General features: G+C 60.2%; 14 protein-coding genes and 1 tRNA gene. 8 read left to right on the forward strand and 7 right to left on the reverse strand.

Going from position 1 to position 18,462, the window contains the following annotated elements; all coding sequences use genetic code 11:
- The first annotated feature begins 183 nt into the window (after nt 1-183).
- The 3 genes from AB5Y73_RS15725 to AB5Y73_RS15735 all read left to right on the forward strand — a co-directional run bounded on the left by AB5Y73_RS15725 (nt 184) and on the right by AB5Y73_RS15735 (nt 4,281).
- Nucleotides 184-260 (forward strand) — tRNA-Asp (locus tag AB5Y73_RS15725).
- Between the two features lie 411 nt (nt 261-671).
- A complete protein-coding gene (gene tmaR, locus AB5Y73_RS15730) occupies nt 672-989 on the forward strand; it encodes a PTS system regulator TmaR (RefSeq protein ID WP_005336024.1) in 318 nt (105 codons plus the stop codon).
- Nucleotides 990-1,197: 208 nt separating this feature from the next.
- On the forward strand, nt 1,198-4,281 hold the full coding sequence (locus tag AB5Y73_RS15735; protein ID WP_107682855.1) for a transglycosylase domain-containing protein: 3,084 nt from the start codon (nt 1,198-1,200) through the stop codon (nt 4,279-4,281).
- 111 nt (nt 4,282-4,392) lie between these two features.
- On the opposite strand, the gene yidA is transcribed toward AB5Y73_RS15735, so the two are convergent.
- The 4 genes from yidA to AB5Y73_RS15755 form a co-directional block, all read right to left on the reverse strand.
- The gene (gene yidA, locus AB5Y73_RS15740) at nt 4,393-5,202 is read right to left on the reverse strand and encodes a sugar-phosphatase (protein ID WP_042056408.1); all 810 of its coding nucleotides are present in this window, start codon (nt 5,200-5,202) and stop codon (nt 4,393-4,395) included.
- Between the two features lie 114 nt (nt 5,203-5,316).
- The gene (locus AB5Y73_RS15745; RefSeq protein WP_021231653.1) at nt 5,317-6,984 is read right to left on the reverse strand and encodes a DUF342 domain-containing protein; all 1,668 of its coding nucleotides are present in this window, start codon (nt 6,982-6,984) and stop codon (nt 5,317-5,319) included.
- Between the two features lie 250 nt (nt 6,985-7,234).
- Nucleotides 7,235-8,383 (reverse strand): CinA family nicotinamide mononucleotide deamidase-related protein, encoded by a 1,149-nt coding sequence (locus AB5Y73_RS15750; protein ID WP_107682854.1) that lies wholly within the window; start codon nt 8,381-8,383, stop codon nt 7,235-7,237.
- Nucleotides 8,384-8,436: 53 nt separating this feature from the next.
- A complete protein-coding gene (locus tag AB5Y73_RS15755) occupies nt 8,437-9,675 on the reverse strand; it encodes a DUF3391 domain-containing protein (protein ID WP_005336014.1) in 1,239 nt (412 codons plus the stop codon).
- A gap of 144 nt (nt 9,676-9,819) precedes the next feature.
- On the opposite strand from AB5Y73_RS15755, the gene metA reads away from it, so the two are divergent.
- A complete protein-coding gene (metA, locus tag AB5Y73_RS15760; RefSeq protein WP_019446225.1) occupies nt 9,820-10,767 on the forward strand; it encodes a homoserine O-succinyltransferase in 948 nt (315 codons plus the stop codon).
- Here metA and AB5Y73_RS15765 read toward each other — a convergent pair whose 3' ends face one another.
- A complete protein-coding gene (locus AB5Y73_RS15765) occupies nt 10,768-11,286 on the reverse strand; it encodes a cyclin-dependent kinase inhibitor 3 family protein (protein ID WP_040067125.1) in 519 nt (172 codons plus the stop codon).
- Between the two features lie 143 nt (nt 11,287-11,429).
- On the opposite strand from AB5Y73_RS15765, the gene AB5Y73_RS15770 reads away from it, so the two are divergent.
- Complete coding sequence (locus AB5Y73_RS15770; RefSeq protein WP_005336001.1) at nt 11,430-11,900, forward strand: Lrp/AsnC family transcriptional regulator; 471 nt, start codon at nt 11,430-11,432, stop codon at nt 11,898-11,900.
- A 91-nt stretch (nt 11,901-11,991) separates the two neighbouring features.
- On the opposite strand, the gene AB5Y73_RS15775 is transcribed toward AB5Y73_RS15770, so the two are convergent.
- Nucleotides 11,992-13,956, reverse strand: coding sequence for an LTA synthase family protein (locus tag AB5Y73_RS15775; protein ID WP_181497053.1), 1,965 nt, complete (start codon nt 13,954-13,956; stop codon nt 11,992-11,994).
- Nucleotides 13,957-14,214: 258 nt separating this feature from the next.
- Between AB5Y73_RS15775 and AB5Y73_RS15780 the strand changes: the two genes are divergently transcribed.
- Nucleotides 14,215-14,472, forward strand: a complete 258-nt coding sequence (locus AB5Y73_RS15780; protein WP_005335997.1) for a DUF2442 domain-containing protein — start codon at nt 14,215-14,217, stop codon at nt 14,470-14,472.
- Here the strand turns inward: AB5Y73_RS15780 and AB5Y73_RS15785 are convergent.
- Nucleotides 14,469-14,729, reverse strand: coding sequence for a hypothetical protein (locus AB5Y73_RS15785; RefSeq protein ID WP_124928440.1), 261 nt, complete (start codon nt 14,727-14,729; stop codon nt 14,469-14,471). The genes AB5Y73_RS15780 and AB5Y73_RS15785 overlap by 4 nt on opposite strands.
- Here AB5Y73_RS15785 and AB5Y73_RS15790 point away from each other — a divergent pair.
- Nucleotides 14,718-16,685 (forward strand): TonB-dependent copper receptor, encoded by a 1,968-nt coding sequence (locus tag AB5Y73_RS15790; protein WP_181497054.1) that lies wholly within the window; start codon nt 14,718-14,720, stop codon nt 16,683-16,685. The two genes, AB5Y73_RS15785 and AB5Y73_RS15790, sit on opposite strands and share 12 nt — an antisense overlap.
- Nucleotides 16,686-16,794: 109 nt before the next feature.
- Nucleotides 16,795-18,423, forward strand: a complete 1,629-nt coding sequence (locus AB5Y73_RS15795) for an alpha-amylase family protein (RefSeq protein WP_107682850.1) — start codon at nt 16,795-16,797, stop codon at nt 18,421-18,423.
- The last annotated feature ends 39 nt before the right edge of the window (nt 18,424-18,462 follow it).

Raw genomic sequence — 18,462 nt, forward strand, 5'->3', positions numbered from 1 at the left:
CTGATCCCATGCCGAACTCAGAAGTGAAACGCGGTAGCGCCGATGGTAGTGTGGCATTCGCCATGCGAGAGTAGGACACTGCCAGGCACCCAATTAAACAGCGATGTGCACATCACGTCACTGGCTGCGAGGATGACACCTCATAAGAAGCGGCAACCAATTTAGCGCAAGCTAACCGAATGCGGAGCGGTAGTTCAGTCGGTTAGAATACCGGCCTGTCACGCCGGGGGTCGCGGGTTCGAGTCCCGTCCGCTCCGCCACTAATTTGAAGGCCTTCCCGATTGGGAAGGCCTTTTTGCTATGGGCGGTTTGCCCATAAGACCCACAGATTTGCATACCAGAACGAATACAAAAGCCCGGCTTCACGACCGGGCTTTGGTGTTTTTAGCGTGTTAAACAGCCAGTGTTAGCATTTATCTAGAGGAAGAGAACTAAAACCCTGTCATCTCCTCCATTTCCTATCTATATCAAGCCCTTATCTGATGAATTACTGGCCATTTTAACTGGTTTACTTTTGGCCAAACTCTGTTCATGGCGCGTGATTAGGGTTGTATCTCGCTTATAACTCGGTAGAGTAAGGGCATCTTGAGTTTGCCTGTCCCGTGCCGAGTTTGCCGGGTTCCAGGTGTAACTTGGCCAGTTTTTATCAACCTTAAGTCAGTGGTATCGATATGGAACAAGTAAACAAGTCCACCTTCAGCGATGTACTGGAATATGTGCGTATGTCCCGTCGCCAGAACAAACTCAAGCGTGAAATTGCGGATAATGAGAAGAAGATCCGTGACAACCAGAAGCGCGTACTGCTGCTCGACAACCTGAGCGACTACATCAAGCCGGGCATGAGCATTGATGATGTACAGGCGATCATCGCCAACATGCGTGCCGACTATGAAGAGCGCGTGGATGACCACATCATCAAGAACGCCGAGCTCTCCAAAGAGCGTAAAGAGCTGAGCACCAAACTGAAGGGCATGAGCTCTCACAAATAAGCGTTGCGCTTTCGCTTAAGAGACACCGGCCACAGGCCGGTGTTTTGTTATCAGCTCGGATCTCTGCCACTCCTGCAACAATCGGCTCCCCTTTTTAGAATTGCCCTGTTACCATCACCACAAAGCGGTCAATAGTTTCAAGCCATTGACTTGAAAAGACTAAGCTTGAGTGAAACACAATAAATTGCGCAACCATGGTGGGGCTGATATGGGCGCATCAGAACAGACGGATTTGACACAAGTGGCATCTCAAGATTCATCTGTCCAGACCTCGGACGGGAACCCAAAGCGCAAGCGTCGTCCCTGGTGGCGTTGGCTGTTCTGTTTTCTCTTTTTATTGTGCCTGGGGGCGGTGATCGCTCTGGTTGGCTATGAGATGAAAACCTCGAAGCTGCAATCTCAGGAGATCTCCCGCTATGCCGCCAAGCTCACCTATCAGGTCGAGCCTGGCCAGAGCAAGCAGATCGCTTTCCCTGAGGATGGCCCGTTCGACAAGCGGCTCGGCTATGTGCAACTGCCGATGATGCAGGAGCGCCTGCTGCAGCGGGGTTATGAAGTCAGCAAACAGGTGCATTTCTCCGACGCACTCTATGACTACGCCAGTCGTGGCTTCTTCGTGCCCTATACCGAGAAGGTGCAGGCCGGACTGACGCTGCACGATTGCCGCGCTGAGCCCTTCTATCAATTCAAGTATCCGGCCCATCACTATCCGGATTTTGACTCTATTCCACCGCTCGTCATCCAGTCGCTGCTGTTTATCGAGAACCGCGACTTGCTGAGCAACGAAGAGCCGTTGGCCAACCCGGCGGTCGACTGGCCCCGTTTTGCCAAGGCGGCGCTTTCCCAGGTGGGCAAGGCGCTCGATATGCAGGATCAATCTGCCGGTGGCAGTACCTTGGCGACCCAGGTGGAGAAGTATCGCCACTCGCCGGATGGCCTGACCCTGTCGCCGACCGAGAAGATCCGTCAGATGGCCTCTGCCAGCGTGCGGGCCTATCGTCTCGGGCCGGAAACCCTCGAAGCGCGCAAACTGGTCGCCTGGGCCTACCTCAACTCGGTACCGCTCTCGGCTGCGCCGGGATATGGTGAAGTGCATGGTCTGGGAGATGGTCTCTGGGTCTGGTTTGGTGCCAACGTCGATGACGTGAACCGTCTGCTGGATCCCGCCCGCAACCAGAACGCACCGCTGGCCGAGCAGGGGCTTGCCCTGCGTCAGGTTGTCTCGCTGATGATTGCGCACCGCCGTCCCTCTTACTATCTGGCTCAGGGGCGAGAGGCATTGGCTACCCTGACCGACAGCTATCTGCGCCTGTTTGTGCAGGAGGGGATGATCACGCCACCTCTGATGGAGGCGGCGCTCAAGGCCAAGATTACGTTCCGTGACTTCCTGCAGTCCCCGGCTATCACCCGGGTGAACAATAACAAGGGGTTGCAGGTTGCCCGTACTCGCTTGAGCCGCCAGCTCGGGGTGCAGCTCTATGACCTCGACCGGATGGATCTGACCGCCGATACCAGCCTCAACATGCCGTTGCAGAACGCAATCTCCCGTTATCTGCAACAGCTGGCCGACCCGACGTTTGCCGCCCAGGTAGGGCTGTTTGGTGAGCGCCTGCTCTCGCCGGAGAAGACGGGCGATGTGCGCTACAGCTTCACCCTGTTCGAGAAGTCGCCGGAAGGGTTCAAGGTGCGGGTGCAGACCGACAACACCGATCAGCCGTTCGATATCAACGAAGGTTCCAAGCTGGAGTTGGGCTCAACCGCCAAGTTGCGGGTGCTGACCACCTATCTGGAGATCGTGGCCGAGCTGCACGACAACTATGCCGGGATGCCGGTCGAGAATCTGCGTAAATTGGCTGCAGTCTCTCAGGACAACCTCAGCCGCTGGGCCATCTCCTATCTGATGACTGCTCAGGACAAGAGCCTGCCTGTGATGCTGGAAGCAGCGCTGGATCGCAAATACTCCGCCAGCCCCAACGAAGGGTTCTTTACCGGTGGTGGCATGCACACCTTCAACAACTTCCGCCGCGAGGATAACAATCGCATTCCGACGTTGCGTGACTCTCTGCGTGAGTCGATTAACTTGCCCTTTGTGCGGTTGATGCGCGATATCGTGCGCTACAGCCTCTACAAGGAGGGCAACCGTGCCCAGTTGCTCAAGGATGACAAGGATCCCCGTCGTCAGGAGTATCTGGCCAAATTTGCCGACAAAGAGGGCCAGACCTATCTGCTGCGCTTCTGGCGCAAATATCGCGGCAAGACTCCCGAGGAGCAGCTCGATACCTTCCTCGACGGTCTCAAGCCGAGTGCGGTACGTCTGGCGGCGGTTCACCGCTACCTGATGCCGGAAGCCAGCGAAGCCGCATTTGCTGCCTTCCTGGCGGAGCGGTTGCCGCGCGAGAAGCTGAGTGCGAAACGGATCAATCAGCTCTATGTGAGCTATGGCCCGGGCAAGTATTCACTGCCGGATCAGGGCTACATCGCCCGGGTTCACCCGCTGGAGCTGTGGCTGCTGGCCTATCTCAAGGAGTTCGACAAGGCGACCTTTGCCGACGCGGTGGCGGCCAGTCGTGACGAGCGGCAAGAGGTTTACAGCTGGCTGTTCAAGACCCGTCATCGCAGTGCCCGTGACAGCCGGATCCGCACCATGCTGGAGGTTGAAGCCTTCCTCGATATCCATCAGCGCTGGGCCAAGCTCGGTTATCCGTTCGACCATCTGGTGCCTTCGCTGGCGACTGCCTTGGGCAGCTCCGGTGACCGTCCGGCTGCACTGGCCGAGCTGATGGGGATTATTCAGAATGGCGGTGTCCGCTCGCCAACCCTGCGTATCGAGCACCTCTCGTTCGCCAAGGGGACGCCCTTCGAGACCGAGTTTGAGCCGCAGCACACCGAGGGTACCCGGGTGATGCCAGCAGAGGTGGCGGCCGCCCTGCGCAGTGCGCTCTCCAAGGTGGTTGAAGGGGGCACGGCAAGACGTATCGCCGGCGCCTTTACCCTGCCGGATGGCACTGTGCTGCAGATGGGGGGCAAGACCGGAACCGGGGATAACCGGATTGAAACAGTGGGCCGTTATGGCAACGTGACCAGCTCGCTGGCGCGCAACCGCACCGCAACCTTCGTCTTCTATCTGGGTGAGGATCACTTCGGTACCCTGACCGCCTATGTACCGGGTAGCCAGTCTGACAAGTTCCGCTTCACCTCGGCGCTGCCGGTGCAGGTGCTCAAGGGGATGGCTCCCCTGCTGACGCCTTACCTGCAACCGGGTTCCCATACCCAGTGTCTGGCGAACCAGTGATGCGAGCGAATTACCGCTCATCACGCAGATAACTAACCAGAGAAAAAACGGGGAGGCTGACAGCCTCCCCGTTTTTATTTCCTCATCGGGCGCAGCGGCGCTCGATTGCGATCAGGCGTTCAGTACGAACTGTTCGATCACCTGAGCTACACCATCTTCATCGTTGCGGGCAGTGGTGTGCTGGGCGAGAGCCTTGATCTCGTCGGTGGCATTGCCCATCGCAACCCCGAGACCCGCGTACTCGATCATGTGGCGATCGTTGCCCGCATCCCCGACGCAGATAACCTGATCGGCGGTCAGGCCCAGGTGCTCGGCCAGTGCGGCCACGCCTGTTCCCTTGTTGCTCTGCTTGTTCATGAACTCGAGGAAGAAGGGGGCGCTCTGTACCACGGTATAGCGCTCATAGAGCTCTGCAGGCAGTCGCTCGATGGCGCGGGAGAGCTGGGGCGGCTCGTCGATCATCATCACCTTCATGATCTGCTCGTCGGCAGGCAGGGTAGCGAAGTCGATCAGATTGATCGGCATGCCGATCAGGCGAGATTCGTGCTCGGTGTAGGTGCTGACACGGGGACTGATCAGGCCGCGGGTGACCGAGAAACCGTGAACGTTCACCTCCAGCTCGTCAGCCAGTTTGGCGACGGCGCTGGCGTCACTGCCGGTCAGCAGCTGGCTGCGGATGATGCGCTGATCGGCCACCTGCTGCACCAGGGCGCCGTTGTAGCAGATGACGTAGTCATGCTCTGTGGTGAGGCCGAGCTCTTCCAGATAGCGGCTCATCCCTTCCAGCGGGCGGCCGGAGGCCAGCACAACGGTTACCCCTTTGGCGCGCGCGGCACTGATGGCGGCGTGGGTGCGGGGAGTAATCTGGCCCTGCGGGTTGAGCAGGGTGCCATCCATATCCAATGCGATCAGCTTGTACATCTCTCACTACCTGAGTCTGGGTGGCCCGCCCGGTGGGGCCAAGGAAGTGGCGAGTGTAGCGAAAATCGGCGGCGGGATCACGGCCGGTTCAGCGATGGGGCCGTGCCGCTTGAGCTATTTGTGCCCCTCGTAAGGGGTCATCTCCAGGGTTTCATCATGGATGGTCAGGCGGGTAGGGCCTCGGGTGATGGTAACCTTGCGTTTGAAGCTGGCCATCTCGACCTCGATGCCGGAGTAGAGGTGTTGGGTGGCAATGACCTCCATCTGAGCCATCAAGTTTCGCAGCTCCTCCTGGTTGGCGGTGAGCTGCTCATCGAGCTGGGCCAGTTCGGCCAGCTGATGGTCCCGGATCGGTTTGAGCTTGCGCAGGGTATCCGGATTGCGCTTGTCGCCGGGTAGTTGCAGCAACTTCATGACCAGCTCCTTGATTTTCTCCAGCTGTGCCTGACACGCCTGCTGGCGCAGCTTGAGCTGGTGTTCCTGCTCCTTGTGGGTGAAGTAGCCGCCGAGGATCTGCAGCCGGGTATGGTTGGCGGCCTCTGCTCCCAGGCTGGGAGCCATGATCAGGCGATTGGCAATGCTGGTGCCCCCCAGCAGAGTGCCTTTACGCATGTTGCTATCACCCACCTTGATATCTTGTCCGCTGCGGGAGTAGCAGTGGCTGAGCTGGCTCTGGATCTGGATATCCCCCCCTGCTTCCAGTTGGGCATATTGGGCGTAGCTGGCGTGGATCTCCCCTTGCGCATTGAGCTGGCAAAGGTACTCCCCCTGTTCGTTGCGGCGGCCAATGATGCCGTGGCGTACCGTGATGCTGCCCCCAGCTTCGATCCAGCCCCCTTCGATAAAGCCGCCAATCACGATGTCACCGCTGACCCTGATCTTCATGCCCGGGTTGACGTCGCCGCTGACGATTAAGCCCCCTTCAAAATCAATGTGGCCGTGGCGGGCATCCACCTGTTTGACGCTGAGCACCTCGTCCACCTTCATGCCTGCTTTTTCCTGACAGGGCAGGCCAGCCCGACCGGCAATCAGCAGGTCGGGATCGTCGGGGGAGATGAAGGTGCCCTCGCCAGCGCTCATCGGACTGTCTTTGCCATCTTTGGCGGGCAGATCCTGACCGGTCACGGTAAAACCGGGTACCCCGACGGTGGCCGGATGACGGCGCATCAGCGGAGCGCCGGCCTTGACGGTGACGATGGAGCCGAGATCCCGCAGGTCGACCTTGCCATGCCCCAGCTCCTGCGGTTTGAGGATCCGTTCGGCCGGGGTCTCCACCAGCCGCTCATAACGAGTGTCCTGACCATTGACGGCAGGCTGGCCGTTGGCAATCACCAGCTTGAGCTGACTGCCGGGGGCGGCCTCCTTGGCCGACTGGATGGCAGCGGTGAGCAGTTGCTCACTCACCCCCTGTTTGATTTCGCTGATGGCGATCGCCTCTTTCAGCTGTTCCAGCGTCACATACTTGCCCCCCCAGTCGGCAGTGATCTGGGCGATGGCGCTCATGCGATCCTTCTCCACTATTACGGCGAGTCGGGCATCCTGACGCTTGCCGACAGGGATGGGGTTGGCGGGGACAGGGGCGGCAGGGTTGGTGAGCAGGGTATTGAGCAGGCTGATAGCCTGTTTGATCCCCTCGGGCAGCGGCTGATAGCGGCGACAGTTGGAAGCGAGCAGCAGAGCCTGCACATCCTGTTCCGTGACAGGTTTGGTGAGACCGGCGGCAATCCGCAGGCAGACCAGTTCCATATCGCTTGATAGCAGCAACCACTCTTTGCTTAACACCGCATCTCCTTGCTGGATGAGAACGGAACGATCGGCTCGCTCCTCTACTGTCATTTAATCTCTCAATGATTAATAAAGCGAGTCACCAACCCTGAGAGTGGGCAGTATTCAGATATTTCCTCTGAATGGTCAATGAATTGAAGTCAAATCGGTGATGGCGGCCGGATAAATGTGGGCGCTGTTTGGCAATGGAGTGAAAAGGCGGATCGCAGCGCCAGCAACATAGGGTCGCTGGCAGGGGCGGTGGTTATCAGCTGCTCTGGGCTGTTCTGGCCAGGGTGAGGTAATCGCCGAGCACCGGCTCACCCAGCATATGGCGGCGCAGCATGTCGAGGGCGGCAAAGGCGAGGATCTTGCGGCGGCTCTCCGGGTCGGGGTGGCTGACCTTGACCGTCTGACCGATGTGTTTGCCATCGGTGCTGAGCAGCAGTGGCACCCCCTCTGGCCCCTCTAGCCCTATGGTCAGTTGCAGGCCCGCATCGGCGGTCGGCAGTTGCACCAGATCATCGGCCAGTTGCGTACTGAAGTTGGCCTCCAGTCGGGGATGGCCGTGACAAAGCGCCAGCAGGGCGCCGCCACTCTCTCCCTCCAGCAGAGCCAGAGGCTTGCCTTGTAGCAGCGCCAGGATCTGCTGCGCCGGTTCCGTATCTCCGCAGCCAACCAGCCAGGGGTGGATCGTATCCAGCAGCCGGCGCTCTGCACTCTCCATGTCAGCAGTACTGGCGCCGTGGCCGATCAGTTTCAGCTCGATAAGGGGCATGGAGGAGCGGTAACCCAGCTCGATGCTGGCTGGCCAGGGTTCGGCATCCAGCATATCGCTGAGGGCGGATTCCGAGATGCCGAAGGTGTAAAAGCGACGCAGCTCGGTATCGACTTGTGCCCCGGCCAGCTGTTTGAGGCGCGGCAGAATTTGCTCGCGTACCATCTGCTTGAATTCGAACGGCACGCCCGGGGTGAAGAAGAGCTGGCTCTGGCCACTTCGCACCACAAAGCCGCAGGCGGTGCCGACCGGGTTGTCGAGGATTTCGCTCCCCTGCGGCAGCCATGCCTGTTTGGCATTGCTTTGTGCCATGGGGCGACCACGGCTGGCGTAGCGGGCTGTGATGGTAACAAGCCAGTCGGGGAAAAGGGTGAGCGGCTGTTCAAAGGCTTCAGCTGCCGCCTGAGCAGTGAGGTCGTCGGCAGTGGGCCCGAGCCCGCCACACACCAGCACCACCTCGGCGCGGCTGGCACTCTCTTGCAGCACCGTTTTCAGGTCGGCGAGGTTGTCCCCTACCGTCAGGCGACGGCGCACCTGCCAGCCCTGCTCCAGCAGCAGAGCGCTGAGCCAGGCCGCGTTGGTATCCACCACCAGACCCGTCACTATTTCGTCTCCGGTACTGATGATCTCGATACGCATAGCAGGCTCCTTGGATTAAACGGGTGGCAACGGTTGGCCTCGGGCCAACACAATCAGGCTTTGTTGTGCTCGAAGTAGTAGCTGATCCGGGTACGCGGATTGAGGTACTCGAACACGGCGGGCGGCAGCCGTTTGGGGTGGATCACCTTGGCGATCGACAGTTCGGCTTGCTGCAGGTCGATGATGGCCGCTTCCTGACGGGGAATGCGCGGATCGTAGACCAGCACCGAGGGGTAGAGCAGGCGGGAAGCGTTGACCGACATCACCAGCCCCACCTGACCGTTGGAGAGTTGCACCACGCTGCCGGGGGGATAGATCCCCATCAACCGGATCAGCATGCTGAGGTACTCCGGATTGAACTGCGCCTTGCGCTGCTTGTAGAGGCCGCTCAGGGCCGAGTAGGGCACCTTGGCCTGCATGTGGCAGAGGTTATCGTACTCGTTGATCAGCGACACCATCTGGGTCAGCGGATCGAGCTGACCACCCTTGAGCCCTTCCGGCCCGCTGCCATCGAGATATTCATGGTGATGGAGCACGATCCCCTTCGCCTCGGCCGGGAAATCCTTGGCCAGATTGAGCAGATCCAGCCCATAGCGCGGGTGCTGGGCCATCAGATTCTGCTCCGGCTTGGTCAGCGGCTCGGTCTTGCGCAGGATCTGGCTAGGGATCTTCAATTTACCGATGTCGTGGAATAGGGCCCCCATGCCAACCTGACGGATCTCGTCTGCCGTCATGCAGCACTCCTTGGCCAGCAGCATGCTGAGCACGCTCACATTGAGGGAGTGGAAGTAGAGGTTGTTGCCATCCTCGCTGTCGGAGACCAGATGGAGCACCATCTCGTCCACCGAGAGCAGTTGCTCGGTCATGGCGTTGACCAGCTCCTGCGCCTCGCCGATAGCATTGAGGGGGCGGGACTGGATCTTGCTCATCACGCTGCGCACCTGCGCCAGCGACTGCTGGAACTGTTTCTCGCACTGCTGCAGGTTGCGGCGATAGAGTTGCAACTGCTCGATGCGGCGATCCTTCTCCTGCTGCATCTGGGCCTGGCGCTGGGCGGCGTCTGCGCTCTCTTGTTGCTGAGGCTGTACCTGATTGAGGGGCTTGGGCGGAACGTCGCTCTTGTCGGGAATGATGGTGACCAGTTTCAGGCCGAGACGGCGGATCAGCTCGATCTCTTCTTCACTTTTGATCTTGAAGCTGGAAAACAGGAACGGGTGTTCGCGCCACCCCAGTGGCAGGGAGACATAGTTGCCGACTTGCAGTCGATCTACGGAAATCTTGATACCGGTCATTATCTTGGAAGCAGGAGACACACTGAGCCGTATGCTAGTCAAAGGCGGGGGTGAATACAAAAGGTATCTGATGACAGGGCAGGAGCTTTATTATAGGCTTCTGGATGTCCAGACATATTTACCGATGCAGTACAGGGAGTAAGCATGCCGATCAAGATCCCGGATCAGTTACCCGCCGCCGAAGTGCTGGGGCAGGAGAACATCTTCGTGATGACGGAATCCCGGGCCGTCACCCAGAACATCCGCCCGCTGCGGGTGCTCATCCTCAACCTGATGCCAAAGAAGATTGAGACCGAGATCCAGCTGATGCGGATGCTCTCCAACTCGCCGCTGCAGGTGGATGTGGATCTGCTGCGCATCGATGACAGGGAGTCAAAGAACACGCCGCAGGCCCATCTGGAGAACTTCTATCACGACTTCGAACAGGTGCGTGGCAATAACTACGACGGCATGATCATCACAGGGGCGCCGCTCGGGCTGGTGGAGTTCGAGGAGGTGGTCTACTGGCCGCGTATCGTCGAGATCATCGAGTGGTCCCATCAGCATGTCACCTCCACCCTGTTCCTCTGTTGGGCGGTGCAGGCGGCGCTGAAAGCTTTGTATGGCATGGAGAAGCAGACCCACGGCGAGAAGCTCTCCGGGGTTTATCGCCACCATCGCCTCGATGAGCACGAGCCACTGCTGCGCGGTTTCGATGACGAGTTCGTCGCCCCCCACTCCCGTTACGCGGCGTTTGATGGCGATCTGATCCGTGCCCAGACCGACTTGCAGATTTTTGCCGAGTCAGAAGAGGCGGGGGTCTATCTGGCGGCGACCAAGGATTGTCGTCAGGTGTTTGTCACCGGGCACCCGGAGTACGATGCCCTGACGCTGGACGGGGAGTATCAGCGGGATCTGGCGGCAGGGCTCGACCCGGCCATTCCGGTCAACTACTACCCGAATAACGATCCGGGCAAGACCCCGCGCGCCAGCTGGCGCAGCCATGGTCATCTGCTGTTTGCCAACTGGCTCAACTACTACGTTTATCAGCTCACCAGCTATCGGGTGGAAGATATCGGCAAGGTCTTCACCTACGACCAGGGAGGCAAGTAGTCAGTCGCCCTGCGCCAGCCGCTCGGCCAGCTGGTCGAGCCACTGGCGGTGGCAGGCCAGGGTAAACGCCTTGGGTCTGTGGGCCTTGATGGCGGCCATCGCCTCTTGCTGTGGCTGGCCGAGGGTCATCAGCAGCGCGGCGGCGACCAGACCGGTACGACCGCTGCCCCCTTTGCAGTGGATGACCAGATGTTTGCCATCCCCCAGCAGCTCGCGCAGCTGTGGCAGCGCCTGTTGCCAGGCAGCCTCGAAGTCGGTGTCGGGGGCCAGATCATCCTCGATGGGCAGATGGAACCAGCGCATCCCTTCGTGCTCGACCTGCTGGCCGAGCTGCGCCAGTTCGAGTCGGATCAACTCGGCGCTTGTCATCAGGGTCACTACTCCGTGGGCACCGGCCAACCGCAGTTGATCGAGCGCCAGGGTCAGCGGCACCTGCTGGGTGCCGGGGCAGGGGGTCAGCAGCAGCTGACCGTCGACACGGGGAACCTCAAGGCTCCAGAAAGGGTGATACGGGTGCATGGCGGATCCTCGCGTGGTGGCTGCAGGGCTGCGACCGGTGAATGGCGCCAAGGATAGGCGGGGCAGGGGGGATGTCAATGGCCGTTGTGTTTGCCCCGGTTTACGGGCAGAGTCTAAAAAATTGAGCGGTTCAAGGAGTTAAGATGAGAAACCTGGATCAACTGGATTTGGATATCCTGGCCCATCTGTTTCGGGATGCGGGCATGACCAACAAGGATCTGGCCGCGCTGGTGGGCGTTGCCCCCTCCACCTGTCTGGAGCGGGTGCGCAAGTTGCAGCAGGATGGCGTGCTCAAGGGAGCGCACTGCGAAGTGGATTATCAGGCCCTCGGTGGCCATATTCAGGCCATGGTCTCCCTGCAGCTGGCCCGCCACAGCCGCCAGATCATCGATGCCTTCCGCGATGCCATTCTGGCGCTGCCCGAAGTGATCAGTCTGTTCCACATGGGCGGCAAGGATGATTTTCTGGTGCACCTGTGTGTCTCCGATACCGAGCACCTGCGCAACTTCGTTTTTGATCACTTCACCTCCCGTGAGGAGGTGGTGCACCTCGAAACCTCGCTGGTATTCGAGCACAAGTTCAGCCGCTCCCTTCCCTGCTTTCCCCAGCCATAACGGCCTGTGGGCCGACGGTATGGATAGATGGAAAAAACCGCCAGCTGGCGGTTTTTTCCATTCTGCTATCGGCTGAATTAGTACGGGGGGCTCAATTGGCGGCGGTGCGTTCATCCTTGGCCGTCTGATAGAGACTCTTCTGATAGGCCATGCTGCCCCACAGGGCAAGACCAAGCGCATCTTCCTTCAAGGCGTCCGGCTGCGCCGCCAGAGTCAGCTTCTCCCTGGCATTGTCGTAGACATAGCCCTCTGCCGCCCGTTCCGGTTGCAGGATCACCACATCCTTGCCGCGCATCAGGGCGAAGTTCTTGTCGTACTGCATGATGGCGCGCCCCGGCCAGTCGGCGGGCATACGGGTCAGATCCTTGCCGAGCATGGGATAGTCGGCACTGATCCCCATCAGGGAGAGAAGAGTCGGCGCCATGTCGATCTGGCTGACGATGCGTGGATCCTTCTTCGGCGTTATGCCGTCACCCACAATGACGCCGGGGATATGGAAGCGGGGGATGGGTACCAAACTGGCGCCACCGACCCGGCTGTCGTGGTCGGCGATGACCAGAAACAGGGTGTCCTTCCAGTATTCGGACTGTTTCGCCTTCTTGAAGAACTCGCCGATGGCGTAATCCGCATACTTTGCCGCGTTGTTGCGGGTCTGTTTGGGTTGCTCGAACAGTTCGATGCGGTTGTCCGGGAATTCGAACGGATCGTGGTTGCTGGAGCTGAACACCAGACTGAAGAAGGGTTTGCCTTCCTTGTGCAGCGCCTTGAAGGTCTCGTCGGCCTTGGCCATCAGATCCTCGTCGGAGGCGCCCCAGGAGCCCTTGAACACCGGATTGTCGAAATCCTTCTGCTCGACGATGGTGGTGAAGCCGTTGCCGAGGAAAAAGCTGCGCATGTTGTCGAAGTGACTCTCGCCGCCGTAAATAAAGCTGGTGTCGTAGCCCCGCTGTTTGAGCAGATCCGCGATGGTAAAGAAGTTGGTCTGGCTCTTGCCGAGTTTGACCACCGCCTGTGCCGGGGTCGGCGTGAAGCCGGTCAGTACCGCCTCGATACCGCGCACCGATCGGGTGCCGGTGGCGTAGAGCTGCTCGAAGGCCCAACCCTGCTGCGACAGGGCATCGATGTTGGGGGTGAGCGGCAGGCCGCCGAGGGAGCCGACAAACTGGGCGCCCAGACTCTCCTGCAGCAGGATCACCAGATTCTTCGGTTTACCCTGGAAGCTCGCCTGGTTGAAGGTCTGGCTGGGCAGTAGATCGGAGTTGAAATCACTGGCCGGACGACCACTCTCCTTGCGCATGACCTCGAGCACCTTCTGCTCCGTCATCTCACCGTAAAACTGGCCGGCATCCTCCTCGGCGCCCATCTGCTTGATGGCAAAGAAGAGGGAGTAGGCGGAGTTGACGGTGAGCGAGTTGACCAGCGGATCTTCGGCAAAGGCGACCATGGCCGGGTTCAGGGCGCGGTGGCCGAGACTGGAGCGGGCACCGAGAAAACCTATGGCCAGAATGAGCAGGGCGAAGGCCGGACGCAGATACCCGCGGGGGAAGCTGAGGCCACGCACCAGGAGGCCGCTCAGCCACCAACCGCCGGTCAGCACGGCGCCACTGAAGAGTACCGCCAGCAGCAGCTCGGCTTTGCGGCCCGCCCACAGCATGGCGAATACCTCTTTTGGATAGATGAGGTACTCCACATAGAGGCGGTTGGGGCGCACGCCATACTCGGTGACAAACGAGGGGGTGGAGATCTCGAGGAACAGCATCAGCCAGAGTCCGACGGTCAGCCACACTCGCATCAGTTGCAGCCAGCCGCGACCGATGGCATGGGGGCCTGCCAGCAGCAGAGTGAGCATGGCGGGGACACCCCAGACCCAGCAGAGGGTCGCAAAGTCGACCCGGATCCCTTGCAGCAGCATCTCCTGCCAACCGGCCACGGCATCCACCCGTTCCAGTTGCCATATACCGAGGGCAATTCGGCTGAAAGAGAGAGAGAAAAGCGCGAGCGCGCAGAAGATGGCGAAGGGCCAGAACGGGCCGAGTCGCTGTTTTAGATCTGTCATGTTTGTTCCTGAATGAGACTGTAAGCGCCTGTCCACAGACGTTTTTTACTTGTTGTGAGGTTATGACAGATCGAATTGGTTAAGGTTGCATTCAAGTTTGTTAAAAGTCGGCATTAACACATTTATCATCTAAAAATGTGATGTCGCGCCACTAATGAGCACAGCATAATCTGCTGGGTAAAATGTGAGCCGCAGCGTGTATGGATGGAGCGCTGGTGTTTATAATTGCCGCGAATTATCTCAATCGGAGCCGAAGGGATGCCGGTCTTTATCGATGTCGAGTATGTGCGGGGATGGCGCCTGTTTCTGGTGTTATCGGATGGCACCACGGGGGTGCTGGATCTGACCCCCTGGCGAACCCAGCCGCTGTTTGCAAAGCTGGAGAGCGAGCGTCACTGCGCCCGGGTCTTCATCAACCGTCACCACCAGCTGGAGTGGCCTGTTGGCTGCACGCTATCCGCCCATGAGGTCTATCACCTCATCTCTCCCATCGATGAGCGGGAAGCCTTCAGCTAATCCCCATTTTTTGTGAGCCAACGCCAGATTCCTGTTACTGGAATGTTTGCCCGTTTGCCTTTCTGAGCCAACTTGGGTAAAACCTGCGCAACATTTTGCCAACTTGCCTTCGCTTCACCTGACAGAGGCTTGCCGCTTTCGCGCCGCAGGCCTTTTTTGCGGCCAGATGGCAAACCTTTCCCTTGCTGAAAGGTTTGGTTGGTTGAATGAAAATAACAAAACAAACAAATACATAAGGAAAATGTATGGCTTGTCATATGCGCACACCCCTTGCCCTGCTGGTTGGTGGGCTCGCCTGTCACGGCGCTGCCGGTCAGGAATCGGTTCAACAGCTAGACCCTATGGTGGTGGTGGCAACCCGCCCCGCCAGCACCCTGGAGGTAACACTGGATCCCAAGAAGCCCGGTTCCCCCATGCCCGCTGCCGACGGCGCCGGTTATCTGAAGAATGTCACCGGCATGAGCATGGTGCGCAAAGGGGGGCTCGGTGGCGATCCCGTGCTGCGGGGGATGGGGATGTCCCGCCTCAACGTGCAGATGGATGGCGGCATGCTGGCCGGTGGGTGTGGCGGCCGGATGGACCCGCCCACCGCCTATGTGTTCCCCCAATCCTTTGACCGGATCCGGGTGCTGAAGGGGCCGCAATCCCTCGAGCAGGGTGCCACCCTGGCGGGAACCGTACTGTTCGAGCGGGACAGGCCCGAGTTCACCGCACCGGGCCTCAAGGCCGATGCCTCGGCCCTCTATGGCAGCTTTGGCCGTGATGATCAGATGGTGGATATGACGGCGGGCTCGACCGACGGCTATCTGCGCGGTCAGTTCACCCACTCCGATAGCGACGATTACCGCGATGGTCACGGTAACAAGGTGCGATCTTTCTATCGCCGCGAGAACGGCACCGCCCAGCTGGGCTGGACGCCGAGGGAGCACACCTGGCTGGAACTGACCGCCGAGCGCAGCAACGCCCGCGCCGCCTATGCGGACCGCACCATGGATGGCCCCATGTTTGATCGCGAATCCTTCGGGCTGAAGCTCAAGCAGGAGCAGGTCACCACTCACTGGCAGCGCAGCGAGCTGACCCTGTGGGACAACTACATAGACCACATCATGGACAACTTCAGCCTGCGGCCAAACAGCGGCATGAAGATGCTCTCCAACCCGGATCGCCGCAATACCGGCGGGCGCTGGGCCAACGATATCGCCCTGCCTGCCGACTGGCTGCTGACCGCCGGGCTAGACAGCAACCGGGATCAGCATCGCAGTCGGAGTGGGGTCGACTATGCCACCAAGGATCGCCAGCGCACCCTGCGTTTCGAGCAGCAGGGTGGCTTTGCCGAGCTGGGTCGTCAGCAGGGGGCTCACAGCTACAAGGGCGGTTATCGTCAGGATAGGGTAGAGACCACCCGCTATGGCGCCGGTGAACAGACCCTCTACAGCGATACCCTGAGTCTGAACAGCGGGTTTGGCCGCTACGAGTACCAGTGGTCGCCCCGCTGGTCCAGCTATCTGGCCTGGGGGCAGGCAGAGCGGGCGCCGGACTACTGGGAGCGCAGCAAGGACAGTACCCCGTTCACCCTCAACCCGGAGCGCAGTCGCCAGTGGGATGCTGGGTTGGCCCTGCGCAGTCGCGAGCTGGACCTGACCCTCTCCCTCTTTAGCGCCGATATCAAGGACTACCTGCTCTATAACAGCAAGTCGAACCAGGTGCGCAATATCGATGCCCAGACCCGGGGCGGCGAGCTGGAGGGGCGCTGGCAGTTTGCCGAGCAGTGGCGTCTCGATGGTGGTCTGGCGGTGGTCTACGGCGAAAACCAGAGCGACAACAAACCGCTGGCCCAGATGCCGCCCCTCGATGGCAAGCTGGCGCTGGGCTGGCAGCCGGACGAAGCGCTGAGTTTCACCCTGCTGGGGCGCGCCGTGGCGGCGCAGGATCGGGTAGACGTCGGCTCCGGCACGGTCGCCGGTCAGGATCAGGGGGAGACTCCGGGCTTCTTCACCATGAACCTGAGCGGCGCCTGGCAGTTTGCCAAGGGGTGGCAACTCTCGGCCGGGGTGGACAACCTGTTCTACACCTTCTACTACGAGCACCTCTCCAAGTCGGTGCACGCCAGCCAGGCCGGGTTGGGCTATGAGCAGAGCGGCCGCATCCCCGAGCCGGGTCGCTCCTACTGGCTCTCGCTCAACTACCGTTTTGCCTCGGCAGGGGTGCTCTAACCAGTTGAGTCAGATAACGTTTTCAGTCACAGACACCGCTGTGTGAGCATCGCTATCATGGTGAAAAACAGGCGTATCAGACGCCTGCTCTCACAGCGGGAACATAACAATGAAACAGGGAACGTTACGCTATGGCGGCCTGCTCGGGGCTGCCCTGTTACTTGCGGCTTGCGGCGGCAGCGGTAGTTCAGGTGGGGAGAGCGCTCCCCCCGTCGTCAATCCGCCGGTCACCCACCCTCCGGTCGCCACGGCCAGTCGTGCCTGCTATGGCGACGATCAACCCGCCTGCAACCTGCGCATCTATCAGGTGATGGTGGAGTCGTTTGCCGATGGTGACGGCAGTGCCAACTACGGCGTCGGCTATGGCCCCTCCCAGCACAACGGCGATCTGCAGGGGATCATCGACAGTCTCGACCACATCAAGAGTCTCAACGTCAACGCTATCTGGCTCACCCCGGTGTTCGACTCCTGCGCGGGGCAAGGCGGCGATAACAAGCTCGATGCCACCGGCTACTTCGCCTGCGACTTTTTTACCGTGGATCCCAACTTTGGCAGCAATGCCAAGCTCAAACAGCTGGTAGACGGGGCGCACCAGCGCGGCCTCTATGTCTTCCTCGACGGGGTGTTTGGCCACGTCAACAAGGTAGGGGTGAGCAAGCCCTCGCCAGAGGGGCGTCTGCCAGCCCTCACCAGCGGTGGTGCGGGTTATCCCGGCCAGCTGGTGGATTACAGCAAGCCGGAGAGCCTCGCCTACTTCAAGGAGGTAGCCCGCTATTGGGTCGAGCAGTACGGCATCGACGGCTGGCGCCTCGATCAGGCCTATCAGCTTGGGCTGGATGATTGGCGCGCCATTCGCAGCGAGGTGGAGCAGGCCAGCGCAGCGCGCAAGGCGGCAGGGCAGCAGTGGGGCACCCTTGGCTATATGGTGGGCGAGGTGTGGAAGGGGGCTGATGACATTCGCGCCCAGGCTTACGGCAGCAGCGACAATCCGGCGCTCTCCTCGGCCTTTGACTTCCCGTTGCGCTACGGCATCGTGCAGGCGCTGGCGGTGGAGGAGTCTGGCAAGGGCGGGCAGGGGGCCAGCGTGCTCGATGCCAGCTGGAACAAGGTGGAGAACTACCCGAATCACGCCATGCCGAACCTGATGCTGGGCAACCACGATCTGGTGCGTTTTGGCGATCTGCTGGAGCGGGGCAACTTCAAGTCGACCGAGTACTGGCAGCGCCACAAGGCAGCCTTCAGCTTTATGGCGGCCCGCTCCGGCCCCATCACCTTCTACTATGGCGAGGAGTTTGGCGACGAGGTGCCGGGCTTTGCTGCCAAGGTTGGTGGTGACTGTGCGGCGCAGGGCTTGTGCGATGATCATGTGGCCCGCAGCGATGGCAAGGTGCCTGGTGTCACCGGCTTTGTGCCAAGTAGCGAACAGGCTGAGTTGAAAGAGTGGCTCGTCCAGCTGCTGGCGATGCGTGCCGCCCACCCCGCTCTCTATCAGGGGGAGCGAGTCAAACTGGTGGCCGATGGCAGCCTCTATGGCGACATCAAACAGACGGCTGGCGAGCAGATAGTCTACCTGCTCAACCTCTCCACCACGGCGCTCAGCTACAACCTGCCGGCGGGCAAGTTGCGCAGCGGCAGTGCGCTGGTAGACCTGCAAAGCGGCGAGAGTCTGGCCATCGGCGGCAGCAGCGTAACGGTGGAGATACCGCCCTTGAGCGGGCGTTTCCTGCGTCTGCAATAAGTCAGCCGCAGCACGCTTTGATATGAGAGAGGGCCCCAT

Origin of the sequence: Aeromonas sp. s7(2024) (genome assembly GCF_040907825.1) — a bacterium.
GTDB classification, from domain to species: Bacteria; Pseudomonadota; Gammaproteobacteria; order Enterobacterales; family Aeromonadaceae; genus Aeromonas; species Aeromonas veronii.

Bases quoted from the DNA above. Each gene is read 5' to 3' on its own strand.
- tmaR (WP_005336024.1), top strand. From the start codon at position 672: ATGGAACAAGTAAACAAGTCCACCTTCAGCGATGTACTGGAATATGTG.
- AB5Y73_RS15735 (WP_107682855.1), top strand. From the start codon at position 1,198: ATGGGCGCATCAGAACAGACGGATTTGACACAAGTGGCATCTCAAGAT.
- yidA (WP_042056408.1), bottom strand. From the start codon at position 5,202: ATGTACAAGCTGATCGCATTGGATATGGATGGCACCCTGCTCAACCCG.
- AB5Y73_RS15750 (WP_107682854.1), bottom strand. From the start codon at position 8,383: ATGCGTATCGAGATCATCAGTACCGGAGACGAAATAGTGACGGGTCTG.
- AB5Y73_RS15755 (WP_005336014.1), bottom strand. From the start codon at position 9,675: ATGACCGGTATCAAGATTTCCGTAGATCGACTGCAAGTCGGCAACTAT.
- metA (WP_019446225.1), top strand. From the start codon at position 9,820: ATGCCGATCAAGATCCCGGATCAGTTACCCGCCGCCGAAGTGCTGGGG.
- AB5Y73_RS15765 (WP_040067125.1), bottom strand. From the start codon at position 11,286: ATGCACCCGTATCACCCTTTCTGGAGCCTTGAGGTTCCCCGTGTCGAC.
- AB5Y73_RS15770 (WP_005336001.1), top strand. From the start codon at position 11,430: ATGAGAAACCTGGATCAACTGGATTTGGATATCCTGGCCCATCTGTTT.
- AB5Y73_RS15775 (WP_181497053.1), bottom strand. From the start codon at position 13,956: ATGACAGATCTAAAACAGCGACTCGGCCCGTTCTGGCCCTTCGCCATC.
- AB5Y73_RS15780 (WP_005335997.1), top strand. From the start codon at position 14,215: ATGCCGGTCTTTATCGATGTCGAGTATGTGCGGGGATGGCGCCTGTTT.
- AB5Y73_RS15790 (WP_181497054.1), top strand. From the start codon at position 14,718: ATGGCTTGTCATATGCGCACACCCCTTGCCCTGCTGGTTGGTGGGCTC.
- AB5Y73_RS15785 (WP_124928440.1), bottom strand. From the start codon at position 14,729: ATGACAAGCCATACATTTTCCTTATGTATTTGTTTGTTTTGTTATTTT.
- AB5Y73_RS15795 (WP_107682850.1), top strand. From the start codon at position 16,795: ATGAAACAGGGAACGTTACGCTATGGCGGCCTGCTCGGGGCTGCCCTG.